The organism is Acetobacter fabarum (genome assembly GCF_022483405.1).
In the GTDB taxonomy this organism is placed as follows: Bacteria; Pseudomonadota; Alphaproteobacteria; order Acetobacterales; family Acetobacteraceae; genus Acetobacter; species Acetobacter fabarum.
In genome coordinates, this window is record NZ_JAKVNI010000001.1 from 2098923 (window position 1) to 2112777 (window position 13855).

General features: G+C 52.5%; 12 protein-coding genes. 7 read left to right on the top strand and 5 right to left on the bottom strand.

From position 1 onward, the window contains the following. Positions 1-4 precede the first annotated feature (4 nt). Complete coding sequence (locus tag LKE65_RS09770; RefSeq protein ID WP_278741207.1) at positions 5-736, top strand: hypothetical protein; 732 nt, start codon at positions 5-7, stop codon at positions 734-736. Between the two features lie 21 nt (positions 737-757). Here the strand turns inward: LKE65_RS09770 and LKE65_RS09775 are convergent, their stop codons facing one another. Beyond that, positions 758-2506: a Na+/H+ antiporter gene (locus LKE65_RS09775; RefSeq protein ID WP_278741208.1), complete on the bottom strand. Its 1749-nt coding sequence runs from the start codon at positions 2504-2506 to the stop codon at positions 758-760. Positions 2507-2983: 477 nt separating this feature from the next. Here LKE65_RS09775 and sodC point away from each other — a divergent pair, with 477 nt between their 5' ends. The 6 genes from sodC to LKE65_RS09805 all read left to right on the top strand — a co-directional run bounded on the left by sodC (position 2984) and on the right by LKE65_RS09805 (position 9288). Beyond that, entirely contained in the window at positions 2984-3508 is a 525-nt protein-coding gene (sodC, locus tag LKE65_RS09780) for a superoxide dismutase[Cu-Zn] (protein WP_253529582.1), read from the top strand. Positions 3509-3739: 231 nt separating this feature from the next. Continuing rightward, positions 3740-4768, top strand: coding sequence for an MYG1 family protein (locus LKE65_RS09785; protein ID WP_278741209.1), 1029 nt, complete (start codon positions 3740-3742; stop codon positions 4766-4768). A 95-nt stretch (positions 4769-4863) separates the two neighbouring features. Next, positions 4864-5874 carry an MBL fold metallo-hydrolase gene (locus LKE65_RS09790; RefSeq protein ID WP_278741210.1) on the top strand — a complete coding sequence of 337 codons (1011 nt, stop codon included), beginning with the start codon at positions 4864-4866 and terminating at the stop codon, positions 5872-5874. 246 nt (positions 5875-6120) lie between these two features. Continuing rightward, a complete protein-coding gene (locus LKE65_RS09795) occupies positions 6121-6330 on the top strand; it encodes a hypothetical protein (RefSeq protein WP_086646786.1) in 210 nt (69 codons plus the stop codon). 212 nt (positions 6331-6542) lie between these two features. Further along, positions 6543-8225: an OprO/OprP family phosphate-selective porin gene (locus tag LKE65_RS09800; RefSeq protein WP_086646785.1), complete on the top strand. Its 1683-nt coding sequence runs from the start codon at positions 6543-6545 to the stop codon at positions 8223-8225. Between the two features lie 28 nt (positions 8226-8253). After that, on the top strand, positions 8254-9288 hold the full coding sequence (locus LKE65_RS09805) for a sulfate ABC transporter substrate-binding protein (RefSeq protein ID WP_086646784.1): 1035 nt from the start codon (positions 8254-8256) through the stop codon (positions 9286-9288). Positions 9289-9336: 48 nt separating this feature from the next. Here LKE65_RS09805 and LKE65_RS09810 read toward each other — a convergent pair whose 3' ends face one another. From LKE65_RS09810 to LKE65_RS09825, 4 genes are all read right to left on the bottom strand, one after another. Continuing rightward, positions 9337-10641, bottom strand: a complete 1305-nt coding sequence (locus LKE65_RS09810) for a lactonase family protein (RefSeq protein ID WP_278741211.1) — start codon at positions 10639-10641, stop codon at positions 9337-9339. 72 nt (positions 10642-10713) lie between these two features. Beyond that, the gene (locus LKE65_RS09815; RefSeq protein WP_278741212.1) at positions 10714-11298 is read right to left on the bottom strand and encodes a peroxiredoxin; all 585 of its coding nucleotides are present in this window, start codon (positions 11296-11298) and stop codon (positions 10714-10716) included. A gap of 65 nt (positions 11299-11363) precedes the next feature. Next, entirely contained in the window at positions 11364-12395 is a 1032-nt protein-coding gene (locus LKE65_RS09820; RefSeq protein ID WP_278741213.1) for an alpha-E domain-containing protein, read from the bottom strand. Continuing rightward, positions 12377-13849, bottom strand: a complete 1473-nt coding sequence (locus LKE65_RS09825; RefSeq protein ID WP_278741214.1) for a circularly permuted type 2 ATP-grasp protein — start codon at positions 13847-13849, stop codon at positions 12377-12379. The genes LKE65_RS09820 and LKE65_RS09825 overlap by 19 nt, the downstream gene beginning before the upstream one ends. Positions 13850-13855: the final 6 nt, after the last annotated feature.

A 13855-nucleotide genomic window follows, 5' to 3' on the forward strand; every position in this document is an offset into this window, starting at 1 on the left:
CGCCATGATAACCATCCGTCGGGCGGATAGTCTGGGTCTGGCCCATTCCGATACACTCACCCTGCGCTGCCATTTTGCTTTTGCGGATTATCTGGCACCACAGAACGAGCATGAGGGCAGGCTGAGGGCAATCAACCTTGGTACAATTCCGTCGCAAGGTCGCTACCATCTGGGCCCAGAAGCCAATGTAGATATTGTAACATGGCTGTGCTCGGGGGCATTGCAAACCAGTGCTGAAGGGTTCCCTACAGAAACCATACAGTCAGGCGGTCTGCATCTGCTTGGCACCGGGGCAGGGGTGCCAAGCATGGCGTGGCAGGCTGGGGCGGATGGGGCTTCCTTCATCCAGTTCTGGCTTCTGGCCGACACGGAAGGTGGTAGCCCCACGCAGGAGGCGCGGCCAGCTTTTCCAAAACTGGAAGATGGTGGTTTTAGAATAATTGCTTCAGGCTTCCCTGAAGATGACCCGGAAATGACGGAGGTAATAGACGACGGCTCGCCTGTAACGCTGAGTGCACGCAGCAGATTATTGCATGCTGACATTCCGGCAGGGGAGGGTGCGGCTTACCAGACCACACAGGGCCGGGACCTGCATGTGCTGGTGGTTCGTGGTGCCATTACCCTGTGCGGTGCGGCTTTGGCAGCGGGGGATGGTGCAATGCTGAGCCAGACTGAACGTGCGGTTGTTATGGCGACACAGGAAGCCGTTGTGCTTTTAACCGATATTGCAGCCTGAATGTGGCGCACAAACCGGTATTCAGCCTGTATAAATGAGCGGGCTGCACATTTTGGGGCCGTCCGTGTAGTGCAGATGTCTTGGCAAGGCACGGGCACTGCCCGAAAGGGCTGTTTCTTCCAGATCAAGGTCATGGGTTAAAAGGCGTTCTATTTCGTCACTCACCTGTCCTTCCTGCCGCATACGCGCCAGAGCCTTGCGCTCTGTGCGGAGCAGGTGGAGGCGCAGGGCGGCTTCAAACCGTCGCCTTGCCAAAGCCGTATCCCGGTGCAGGGCATCAGGGCTCTGGTATTCCTCGGCCTTGAGTTTGTCATCGGGGGCATCTTCCAAAAGCCGTAGCCGGAAGCGGTATTCGGCTATCAAGGCTGCGGTTACTTCTGCGCGTTGCTGTGCAGTATTTTCATCCAGCTGCTTGGTAACAAGGGCGGACTGGCGCTCCACTTCCGCAATGGCTTCTAGTGCGAGCAGGCGCCGGGCTTCATCTGCCTCGCGGTTAACCGGGTCTCCGCCATCATGGCGAAGGGAGCGGCTTAGCGGGGGTAATACAAGTCCCGCGATCAGGAGAGATGTCATAATCACACCGGCGGCAAAAGTTACCAGCAGATCCCGCATGGGGAATGCAGGCAAGCCATTTTCCGCAATGGGGAGGGAGAGGATACCCGCCAGTGTTACCGCTCCGCGCACACCGCCTATGGTCATGGCCGCTGTTTCCGTAACAGAAACTCTACCGGTTTTATGCCCTCGTAATTTTGCAATCAGGTAGCGTGTGCTGCTGATTAAAAATACCCAGACCAGACGGAGCAGAAGCAGCATGCTGGTCAGCAGGACAATGGTGCCAATCAAAGACCAAGTACTGTCCCCCGCTTGATTGGCAGTGCTAATTCCCTGTGCTGCAATATCTGGCAATTGCAGCCCAAGCAGCAGAAAGACCAGACCATTAAAAACAAAGGTAATCATCTCCCATACCGCACTGCCACGCAGGCGGGTGGCAGTCTGGGCTGAGCCGAATACCCTGCTCTGGTTAAGGCTTAACCCCGCACTGACTGCCGCAAGTATGCCCGATGCCTCCAGATGTTCCGCCAGCAGGTAAGCCGCAAAAGGCAGCAGGGTCATGAGTGTGATCTGTGTGGTGGGTTCGTCAAAACCATGGCGGGACAGAATGCGGTTGATAAAATTAAAACCAAATGTCAGCGCCATGCCAATTAAAATGCCGCCTACCGCTACCAGCACAAACCCCAAAGACGCATGCATGACGGAAAAAGTGCCAGTCAGGCTGGCTGCCACGGCAAACTTGAAGCAGACAAGGCCGGAGGCATCATTCAGCAGGGCCTCTCCTTGCAGAATATGCAGGAACCGTCTGGGCACGCGCTCTTCATCAATCATACCGCCCACGGCTACGGCATCGGTGGGGGAGAGAATGGCAGCGAGCGCAAAGGCTGCAGCAAGGGGGACCATAGGAAGCAGCCAATGAATAAAATACCCGCCAATAATCGTGCTAAAAATAACCAGCCCGACAGCCAGAAGCAGGATCGGCCAGCGCAACTCACGAAAATTGTGCAACGGCATAAGGTACGCGTCTGAAAAAAGCAGAGGGGGAATAAAAAGCAGTAAAAAGGTTTCAGGCTCAAAATCGATGTGAAAGCCCAGAAGCGATGCCACAATACCACAGGCTATCAATAAAAGTGGGAGTGGCAGGCGCAGCAGCCGGGCAGCAGGCCCTGCTACTGCCGTTATCAGCAAAAGTAGAAGCACTACAGATGTCATATGCATTAATGTAACCCGACCTGCCTGATATTATTTTATGAACGATATTCTTGATAAAAATGCCGCCTGTTCATAAAGCCTGAACCATCACAGGGTTGCGCGGGAATGGCCAGAAAAACACCGAGTGGCAGGTTGCAGACCGGTGGTATTGCAACCTGTATTTTGGCCTCTGGCACCTGTGGAATTTTCAAATTTTCGTCACCCACCTACTGGCTACAAACCCAATTTTTGCCCGGTATCCTAGGCTCGTTATGGGAACCTGCCGCAGTAGCGTGCGTTTTTGTCAGGATTTTCATGGTCGCGCAGGCTGAGCCATGCCGGGGTGTGGATGTGGGAATGTTTTGCATCCTCAATCGGGCGTGGTGGATTGTTACGCGATGCACTAAGGTTTTCGGGTGGGCACGGATTAAACTCCCGTGATCAGTATTTTACGATGCGACAAGGGGCCTAGCCCCTCGTTTTTTAACTGAAAGGGCATGCGCCATGGTTCATTCAAAGCATTTGGTTCTTCTGGCCTGCACAATGGCTCTGTTGCCATCTCTGGCCCGTGCGGCAGACACCGCCTCCGGCGCTCTGGTGGGCACGGATGGCGCAGCACACGGTAATGTTGCCATTACCGATGCCCCCAAAGGGGTTATATTGCGGGTAGAAGCAAAAGGGCTCACACCGGGCTGGCACGGCATGCACTTCCACGACAAGGGCGTATGTGAAGGGCCTAAGTTTACAACGGCTGGGCCCCATGTGCATGCAACGACGCCTGTTGTGCATGGTCTGCTTAACCCCACCGCGAACGATGCAGGTGATCTGCCCAACGTGTTTGTCGGGGCTGACGGCACAGCTACGGTAGAGGTATTCTCTCCTCTGGTCGCGCTTAAGGCTGGCAAGGATAAGCCTGCCCTGCTGGATGCGGATGGTTCGTCACTGGTCATCCATGCCCACCCTGATGATTACCAGAGCCAGCCAATTGGTGGGGCGGGGGACCGGGTAGCCTGCGCGGTTATCAAATAAACCAAGGCGCTCTGGCATAACCCGGGCTTCTATCCTGTGCGTCATTCCACAAGGCCTGTGGGGTGGCGCACACGGCGCTTTAGAGTGCACGCGTATCTCCGCTCTTATGTATAAGGCGGGAAAAACCGGATTATGTGCATATATCCTGCTGAAGCCGGTTGTCTGATACCAGAGCGTGCGGCATGAGGGGGCTTATGAAAGTTCATCCTCAGTTTGCAGCAGGTCATCGTAATGTCTGAACATACCCCTATTGGTCTCGGTCATGAGGCAACCATCACAACCGCACTGACCCATTCGGGCAACTTCCATGTTGATGAAACACTTGGGTATGTTGTGCTCCATTATGCGCTGGCTCCAATGGGTGACCTGCGCGCCCGTATTCTGGGCGAAGGCCCCGAGGACTGCCTGAAGTTCTTCCGCTCGCGTGACCCGGAACGTATTCAGGCAGCAGATATCGTGTTCGATGTGGGGGGGATTTATGACCCGCCCAAAGGCCGTTACGACCACCACATGAAAGACAAACCCCTGCGTGAAGATGGCACTCCATACAGTGCCGCCGGATTGCTGTGGAAAGATTACGGTAAGGCGGCTGTGCGTAATCTGGTGCGCACCACTGTTGACGATGCCACAATTACGGCTATCTGGCAGAGTATTGATAAATCACTGGTCGTGCCGATTGATCAGGATGATAACGGCGTAGCCAAGATGGGCAAGCTGTCACTGGCGGATATTGTTTCGGCCTGTAGCCCACCGTGGGACACGGCGGAGCTCCACGGCCCGGAAGAAGCCAAGCGGCGGGAAACCCTAGGCTTTGCCAATGCGGCAACCGCAGTGGCTTCCCATCTGGTCAACACGGTCGATCGTGTGCGTGCCAGCCTGAAAGCAACGGACCGTGTTCTGTCCGCTTATAAAAATGCACAGGACAAGCACATTCTGCTGATGGAAACGGGCATGCCAACCGAAAAGGTTATTTTTGAGCATGATCTCCCCGTTATTTACGTGGTTTCCCCCACAGGTAGTGGGCAATGGAATGTTAAAGCTGTGCCCCCCGAACGCGGGGCCTTTGGCCAGCGGATCTCCTTGCCAGAAGCATGGGGCGGCCTGAACGGGCAAGACCTTGCTGCAGTATGTGGTGTTGCCGATGCGGTATTTGCGCACCCTGCACGCTTTATTTGTGGTGCGGCAAGCCGGGAAGGGGCACTAGCCATGGCTCAGCAGGCCTTGAAGATTGATGCAGAGCTCAAGTCGCAGCAAAGCTAAACATCGGACCAAACAACTGCCTCCCGCTTTATGCATGGTGCGTTTGTATTTGAACGCACCACGCACAGTTTTGTTGGCGGGGAGAGGAGCCATGCATGGTTTTTATGGCACGTAATAAATACTATGCCGGGCCTGTAACTGACCATTTTGATGGAACCCGTTTTTTTAATCCCGGGCAAGCTTCCACAGACCGCTCCTTGCGCGATCTGTGGCGTTGGAGGCGCACATCACATCGTGCGCCATGGCCGGATTCTGTTCCCATAACAACAGCTATACCTGAAAAGAGCGTGGATGCCCTGCGCATTACCATGGTTGGCCACGCTACAGTGCTTATTCAGGCAGCGGGGCTCAATATTCTGACCGATCCGGTATGGTCAGAGCGGGCCAGCCCATTGCGCTGGGCTGGCCCCAAACGGGTTAATGTACCGGGTGTAGCGTTTGAAAACCTGCCACCGATTGACGCATTGCTCATCAGCCATAATCATTATGATCACCTTGACCTGGTTACACTCAGGCGGTTGCAGGCCGAGCATAACCCTTTGATGATCATGCCATTAGGGAATGATCACATTGTTAAAAAAGCTATTCCACAAGCCCGTATTCTTACAGGCGACTGGTATGACCAACACGTTATTGCCCCGGCACTGAGTGTAACGCTGACACCCGCATACCATTGGTCTGCACGAGGTATTTTTGACCGGCGGATGGCCCTATGGGCTGGGTTCTGGCTGAATATCGGAGGCCAAAAACTATGGTTTGCCGGAGATACAGCCTATGGCGATGGAACATTATTCCGTGCTTTACACACCCGGTATGGTGCGCCGGATGTGGCTATTATTCCAATTGGTGCTTACGAACCAAGATGGTTTATGGCAGGGCAGCACGTTAATCCACATGAAGCGGTGTGTATTTACAAGGATACCCAGGCAAAGCAGGCCATAGGGATTCATTGGGGCACTTTTCAGCTTACGGATGAAGGTATCCGAGCACCAGAAAAAGCTCTGCAAGCCGCTCTTCTGGCGGGAAATTGCAACGTAGAGCGGTTTAGGGCCGCAAGCCCCGGGCAGGTCTATCAGTTTGGTAGCTGCCAAGAGAGTTACTCATAAAATAACAACAATTATCGTGATATAAAAAAACAACTATTTTTAAAATTATATAATTGACTGCCGTGGAAATATGGGTGATACACAATCACACGTTAAGCGCGTGGCACATGAGGAGCGCATAGAAGATGCAAAACCTGTGGGGTCGAATGTGTCGGCTGGGCCGATGTTACGACGTTAAAATATCTAACGCCTGACCTGTGGGTTTTATTGCCTTCCGGGTCAGTTATTACCTGGAAGGGAAAAGTCATGTTTGAATCGCGTATTATTGAAATTAACGGTACTTTTGTTGGTGCCATTATTCTTGAAGAAGATCGCCGGACCCGCCGTTTTTATGCGGCGCATGAAAGCGTGCAGAGCTTGCATAACAAGCGCTACCCGGACGGGCAGGATTTGCGGACATCTGTTATTCGCAAATTCAAAACCACTTTTGCACAACATAACCTGAGCGCGGTTTAACCGCGCCAGCAGGGGCCTGCAATCGTTTGGCATGATGCCTCTGGCATCACACAGTTTTCGTAATTCATATTGGTTGTGTTGAACATTATCTGCAAAATGTAGGTAGTGGGGCGTTTGTTGTGTTTTGAATGGTTCGGGGTCAAAACATAATCATCTTTGTTTTATGGTATTACACCATATTAAAATAAAAATTTTTAAGTTTGGGGGAACTTATGGCGGTGTCTGTTCGGGCGAGTGTTCTGTTAACAACAACAGTTTCAAGCCTTTTTTTTCCATATGTGACGATGGCAGCCACATCGGATGCAGAAAATGCAGCATTACGGCGCGAGATCGCTGCAATGCACCGGGAAATGATGGGGGAAATCCACCGCCTGCAGGCACGGGTGGACAAGTATGAGCATACTTCCAATCTGCAAAGCCGCAAAATTGGTCATGCTCCTCGCACGTTAACGGCGGCTGGGCCGGATGATGTGCAGCCTCAATTCCGTGAAGACCCGGTTGTTCCGCCCGCCAACCATGGCCCGCGCAGCCCCAATGATAGCCGCATTGCCCTGCCGGAAGGGCCGGTACAGTCCTGGAGTTCATTCAAGGCGGCTTCCGCCAAGGATGAAAGCGTGGATATTGGCGGCATTAAAATAGGTTTCCCCAAAGGCCGCCCAACCATTGCGTCGGATGATAAGGCTTACGCATTTTCCATTGGCCTTCTGGCGCAGGAAGACTTTGGTGGCTTTATGGGGGTTGGTCAGCGCGGAAAGGAAAGTGCCGGCAACTTCAACAAGTTTACCGAGAATGCACGGCGTCTGCGCATTTACATGTCCTGGCGCTACAAAGACTGGGTAGTAAACGTAACCCCAGACTTTGGTGCTAATAACAGTGACGGCACCGTTAGCCTGTTTGAAGCCAACCTGAACTATACCGGCCTGCACAACACAACTCTGACCGTCGGGTATTTTCAGCCGCGCATGGAAGAAGACAGCGCAGAGCGTTCAGGGGCATTTGAGTTTTTGGAACGCCCGACCATTGTTGATCTGGTTCGTAATATTGCCGGTGGTGTGGCCCGCTTTAGCATTGGTGGTGAGCATTACGAAAAACGCTGGCTTGTTGCAGGGTATTTTACAGGGCAGAAATATGGTGATCGCACAACCGACAAAACCATAACAGACAGCCAGACCGGGGCTGTGTTCCGTGCGGCAGGCCGTCCTTATGTTTCCAAGGATATTGATGTGCATGTCGGCGTTGGGGCAACGGCTGCATTTAAAGTGAACCAGTCCAGCACGGGAAGAACCACAACATTTAAGGACAATGTTGAAGTTCCTCTGGGCGAAACACAATTGCTGACATCCGGTGCACTAACAAATATTTCCCAGATCTGGGCAGCGGGGCCGCAGTTTGGTTTCCGTTACAAAAAATTCCTGCTCAAGGGTGAGTATTATCATGTTGGGGTGCAGCACGATAACGTAGCCGCCAGCATAAACCCGCCCGCCATTGGCTTTGATGGCTGGTATGTTGCTGCAAACTATACCCTGTTTGGGCATGGCCGTGGCTATAATGAAAAAATTGCCGCGTTTACAACTCCGGGTGTTGAATATGACTTTGACCCCGCAAAAGGGCACTGGGGCGCACTGGAAGTTAGCGGGCGCTGGAGTGTGACCGACCTGCGGACGTCTGGCACCACTAAAATGACAGGAACAGTTATTAATACCGCAGGGGAAACAGGCAATAAACAGACTGTATGGCAAGGTGGGCTGAACTGGTACCCCAACCAGCACATCAAGGTCATGCTGGATTACACGCACTTTAGTGTTTCCAGCTACAATGGTGCAAAATCAACGGATGCCAATTTCTTTGGGCGCAGTGGCAACGCTGTTGTTGGCCGCGTGCAGGCAGCATTCTGATCTGACATTATGATTAAGGAACAGGCTTATGAAACAGGAAAACTTTTTTAACGTTCGCCGTGCCGTTCTCAAAGTAACGGCGGTATTGGGTGTTTCTTTTCTGGCAGGCTTGCAGGCGACAGCAAGCTATGCGGAATCATACCACCTGCTGAATGTTTCCTACGATCCAACGCGTGAGCTTTATGCCGATGTGAATAAAGCTTTTTCTGCCCAGTGGCATAAAAACCACCCGGAAGACACAGTCAGTGTCAAATCGGCGCATGGCGGCTCCGGGGCACAGGCACGCTCCGTGCTGGAAGGCGCGCCGGCAGATGTGGTAACACTTGGCTTGGCCTATGACATTGATCTGCTGGCACAGCACGGCCTGATTGCAGCTGACTGGCAAAGCAGGCTGCCGCACAATGCGACCCCTTACACCAGCACCATTGTGTTTCTGGTCCGCAAAGGTAACCCCAAAAACATTCATGACTGGCCGGATCTGATCCGGGATGGCGTGCAGGTTATTACCCCTAACCCCAAAACATCTGGCGGTGCGCGCTGGAACTATCTGGCGGCATGGGGCTGGGCGTTGCACCAGAAGGATGGTACCCCGGAAACAGCTAAGGCTTACCTGAAAAACCTGTTCAAACACGTGCCCGTGCTTGATACAGGTGCACGCGGCGCCACAAACAGCTTTGTGCAGCGTAATCTGGGCGATGTCCTGCTTGCATGGGAAGACGAGGCACTGCTGGCCACGCGTGATATTGGGCCGGACCAGTTTGAGATTGTTGTGCCGTCACAGACCATCCTTGCGGAACCGCCAGCATCTCTGGTTGATAAAAACGTCAAGGCGCATGGAACGGAAGCTGTTGCCAAAGCGTATCTGGACTTCCTGTTTACGCCTGAAGGGCAGAAGATTGGGGCCAAACATTATTTCCGCCCTGTTGACCCGGCCATTCTGGAAGAAAACAAGGCACTCTTCCCCAAAGTGGATACGTTTGATGTGAAGAGTCTTGGTGGCTGGACCAAGCTGCAGAAAGAACATTTTTCTGACGGCGGCGTGTTTGACAGCCTTTATAAGTAAAGCAGAAGTGGCGCGTTGCACATGAATGTGCAACGCGTTTTTTAACAACTAGACAGAATCAATGACAGTAAATGCAAAAGATGTTGGTGTGCCAATTGGTACAAAGTGCCATGTAAAATCGAGCACACCGGTTTCTGTATTGACGCGCAGGGATGTAATGCAATCACTCCGCTGATTGGCAACGAACACAAACTTCCCCGACGGATCAAAACTTAAAGCCCGCCCGTAATCAGCGTGTACCCAGACTTCATCAAACAGGGTGATAGAGCCATCTTCATGCACTCTAAAACAGGCAATGGCATTGCCTAACCTGTTGGTGACGTAGAGAAATTTCCCCGTTGGGTGCAAAATAATTTCAGCGGCAAGGGTGCTTCCCCTAAATTGTGCAGTTACCGTGGAGGCTGTCTGCTTGACCTGCATGGCACCTGTCTGGGTGTCATAATCAGCAACAACTACGCGGGAATCCTGTTCCCCCAGAATATAGATAACCTTCCCGTCATGGCTGAAGCAGAAATGACGAGGCGCGGAACCCGGCTCCATGCTCAGCCATGGTTTTTCCGCCGGCTTTAGGGTGCCGCTTTCCATATCAAACAGCCACACGTAAACCCTGTCCAGCCCTGCATCACAGGCCAGAACAAACTTACCATTCACATCGGCTTGAATCATATGCACATGCGAGCCGGAGTGATCGCTCACCGCATAATTGCCAGGCGGGTTGTCTGCTGCCCGTTCTGGCATTTTAGGCCCGGTATTGTGGATAAGGTCGGTTAACAAACCCAAGCTACCATCCGGTTGAATGCGCATGACAGCAGCACTCCCGCCGGTATAATTGGCAATAAACAGATATTTGCCCGATGGGTGCACACTTAAATGCGCAGGGTCTGCTCCGCCACTACTCATAACATTTAACTTTGTAAGCACCCCGGTACGGCGATCTAACTGAAAAGCCGTGACTGATCCGGTGTGTCCACCTTCAAAATCACTGATTTCATTAACCGTGTACAGGCTGTTCTGGTCGGGTGATAATGCCAGAAAAGAAGGATTGTCCGCAGGTGTTACGTGGCCCAGTTGGGTTAGAATACCGCTCTCCGGGTTCATTTCAAACAAGGTTATGCCCGTTGCATTACTCTCGGGCGGGCCGGAACGTGTGTAGCCGCCAACATAACATAAAATCCGCGGCCCAGTTTTTTTTGCAGCCTTTTCCGGGCTGGCTTTGGGTAATGCTGCTTTGGGAATAGGGGCAGGGGGAGGAGCATTCTCCCCAAAGGCTTTTCCAAAATGGGAGGTAAGACCTAACCCCATGATAGAAAAGCCAAAAATCCTGCGGCCCATCATATTATGTTTATTGTTCATAGCCCTATTATCATGAGCTATGCTGGGATGATCAAATAAATTTTAAACTCTGATATTGCGTAATTGTCCCGTTTATTTCTGTCTTTTGCCTGCATGCCATTTTTTTAGGGCATCGAGAGTTTCCACAACATGCTGTTCCGGGTTGTTGCTGGTAAAGCTCAGCAGAATAGTGCCATCTGGCGCAATCACATAAGATGTGCGCTGTGAGAGCAAAGTCTGGTGCTCCGTATTAACGGAGTGGTACAAAATGGCGGTCAAAGCCCCCGGGTCGGCCAGAACCGCAAATTTATCCCGGCACTCTACCTTCGAAAACTCAGCAACCCGATCAGTATTTCCCGCCGTTATACCAACAAGCGTGGCCCCGGCGGCGTGGAACTGCTCTGCGGCTTCGGCAAAGTCATGTGCTTCCTGCGTGCAACCTGTCGTAAACGCTGCGGGAAAAAAATAGAGAACAACAGGCCCTTGTGCGAGGGCCGACTTGAGCGAAAATGTAAAAGGCTTGCCAGCCAGAGCCCCTTGCAGGGTAAAGTCGGGAGCACTTGCTCCCTGAGATAACGCCGCATGAGCCGTTCCCGAGCCCAGACATGCGCCAGCCGCGACAGAAAGCGTGACCAAAAAGCCAGATACGGCGTTTAAAAACATTGTCTTTTTGATCACCCTAGCACCCCATATATTTGCACTCCCGCAGGGGAGAGCTTTAAACTGTGTCTGCAAGCTTACACCTAGTTCTGCTCTTGTTCAGCCATTTTTGTAAGAGTGGCTTCCTGCGGTATAATTACAGGCCAGAATGTTGCGGCTATGGCGTTTTGTAAATCCATGAGCTGGGTCTGTATCCAGCTCATATAGTCATGCAAACCGCGGATAATAATTTCCTCTGCAGTTTGGTCCTGCAGGCTGGCCCGGAGTTCGGCCACACATTCCAGCAAAGGTGAGCAGAACTGGCGTAGATTGTCATGCGTTGCCAGAAGCGTAAGCGTTTCATCAATTTGGCGCAGGTTGGTGCTTAGTGAACGCGGGAAACCATCATTTTTGAGCAGGAAGCCAACAATATTGGCAGGTGTCAGGGTTACCGGAAGTAACCGCCGGAAAGCATGGTACGCGGCTGCCGAGCGTAATACGGATGTCCACTGCGTCAGATCAATATCGGACCCCGGTGCTTCGGACTGCGGCAGCAGCATATGGTAGCGGATGTCTATCAACCGGGTAATCTGGTCGCTCCGCTCCAGAGCTTTGCCCAGCCGGTAGAACAGCCACGCCTGATCTCGGTACAATGTGCCTTCTGCAATGCCAAAATGGGTTTGGCAGTCCTGCCTTACGCGGGTGCAGAGTTCGGCCAGATTATGCTCTGCCATATCTCCGTTTTTGAGATTAAGCAGGTTCCGCGAAAAGACATTGAGTTGTGTCCAAAGCTCGATTGAAACAAGCGGCCGGACAGCGCGCGCATTTTCCCGCACTTGCTGCGCGAGCGAAACCAGTGATGAAGGATTACGGGTTTCCGTGACATAAAACGGTACAATTTCCGTGTGTTGTGTCGTATTATGTATCTGCTGGAACAGGCTTTCATCCGAGTTAATAGCCAGAATGGAATCCCAGGCTGTCTGCCCTTCGGCATTACGAACAAAGGTTTCCGTAACTTCCAGCAAACGCGCCAGATTTTCCATGCGCTCCATGTAGCGTGCCAGCCACATCATGCATTCCGCGTAGCGCGAGAGAAGGGGGGTGGGGGAAAAAATTATCATGATGCCATGACCCATGTATCTTTTGAACCACCCCCTTGGGATGAGTTAACAACCAGCGAGCCTTTGCGCAGGGCAACGCGGGACAAGCCGCCAGGCAGCACCCAGACAGAACGGCCCGTAACGGCAAAGGGTCTCAGGTCAACATGGCGGGCTTCTACCGTATCCCCGCAAAGGGTTGGCGTAACTGACAGGCCAATGGTTGGCTGGCTTATGTAATTGCCCGGATTGTGGCGTAATTTCTGGCTGAAGTCGTCCAGCTCCGCCTGCGTTGCCTGCGGGCCAATCAGCAGCCCGTAACCGCCTGATTCCCCAACGGGTTTGACAACAAGCTTGTCAAGATTTGCCAAGGTGTATGCCAGCCCCTCCGGTTCTGCGCAGATATGTGTTTCCACACTTTCCAGAATAGGGTCTTCATCCAGATAATAACGGATAATACGGGGCATATAGGCATAAACGGCTTTATCATCCGCAACCCCTGTGCCCAGCGCATTGGCCAGTGTGACATTGCCGCGCCTGTAAGCCTCGACCAGACCGGGCACTCCCAGCAAGCTGTCAGGATTAAAGGCAATTGGGTCAAGAAATTCATCATTGAGGCGGCGGTAAATGGAGTGGACAGGCCTTGGCCCCATAACGGTGCGCATGAAAACCTTGTGGTTCTCCACAAACAGGTCGCGGCCTTCGACCAGAGGAACCCCCATTTCGCGCGACAGGAACACGTGCTCAAAGTAAGCAGAATTATAAATGCCGGGGGAGAGCAGAACAACCTGTGGGTCGTCCACACCTTCGGGGGCGACCTCACACAAGGCATTATGCAGGCGTGGGCCGTATTCCTCCACCGAGCGTATAGGCAGGCCTGATGCCAGATCTGGCATGAGCCTGAGCATCATGTGGCGATTTTCTATGACGTAGGATACGCCAGAAGGTGTGCGTGCGTTATCTTCGAGGACCAGAAAACGACCCTGCTGGTCACGGATAAGGTCTGTTCCATTGATATGGACATAAACCCCACCGGGCACGTCCAAACCAACCATAGCCTGACAGTAATTGGCGTTTTGCAGCACGAGTTCGGCTGGAACCACGCCATCCTTCAGGATATGCTGTTCATGATAAATATCATGCAAAAACAGGTTAATGGCCTGAATACGCTGTTGAACTCCGCGTTCAATATGTTGCCATTCTTCTGCTGTAATAATCCGTGGAATGGCATCAAAAGGCAAAATGCGGTCAATGGCTTCCCGGTCCGTGTAAACAGTAAAGGTAATGCCCATTCTGTAAAGCTGTGCTTCGGCAGAGGCAGTTCTGTTCTGGAGTTCCTGTATCTGCAAAGCAGACAGACGCTTTTTTACGCAATCTATAATGGGTGTAGCAGTGGATTTGCGGTTCATTAACTCGCAAAAAAAATCAGGAGTGGCGTAGTTGTCCAGCAGTCCGCGTGTTAGGGGAGGGGCAAGGTGTAGGGCGTTCGTCATAAAAGC

Bases quoted from the DNA above. Each gene is read 5' to 3' on its own strand.
- sodC (WP_253529582.1), top strand. From the start codon at position 2,984: ATGGTTCATTCAAAGCATTTGGTTCTTCTGGCCTGCACAATGGCTCTG.
- LKE65_RS09820 (WP_278741213.1), bottom strand. From the start codon at position 12,395: ATGGGTCATGGCATCATGATAATTTTTTCCCCCACCCCCCTTCTCTCG.
- LKE65_RS09800 (WP_086646785.1), top strand. From the start codon at position 6,543: ATGGCGGTGTCTGTTCGGGCGAGTGTTCTGTTAACAACAACAGTTTCA.
- LKE65_RS09825 (WP_278741214.1), bottom strand. From the start codon at position 13,849: ATGACGAACGCCCTACACCTTGCCCCTCCCCTAACACGCGGACTGCTG.
- LKE65_RS09770 (WP_278741207.1), top strand. From the start codon at position 5: ATGATAACCATCCGTCGGGCGGATAGTCTGGGTCTGGCCCATTCCGAT.
- LKE65_RS09790 (WP_278741210.1), top strand. From the start codon at position 4,864: ATGGTTTTTATGGCACGTAATAAATACTATGCCGGGCCTGTAACTGAC.
- LKE65_RS09775 (WP_278741208.1), bottom strand. From the start codon at position 2,506: ATGCATATGACATCTGTAGTGCTTCTACTTTTGCTGATAACGGCAGTA.
- LKE65_RS09805 (WP_086646784.1), top strand. From the start codon at position 8,254: ATGAAACAGGAAAACTTTTTTAACGTTCGCCGTGCCGTTCTCAAAGTA.
- LKE65_RS09795 (WP_086646786.1), top strand. From the start codon at position 6,121: ATGTTTGAATCGCGTATTATTGAAATTAACGGTACTTTTGTTGGTGCC.
- LKE65_RS09810 (WP_278741211.1), bottom strand. From the start codon at position 10,641: ATGAACAATAAACATAATATGATGGGCCGCAGGATTTTTGGCTTTTCT.
- LKE65_RS09785 (WP_278741209.1), top strand. From the start codon at position 3,740: ATGTCTGAACATACCCCTATTGGTCTCGGTCATGAGGCAACCATCACA.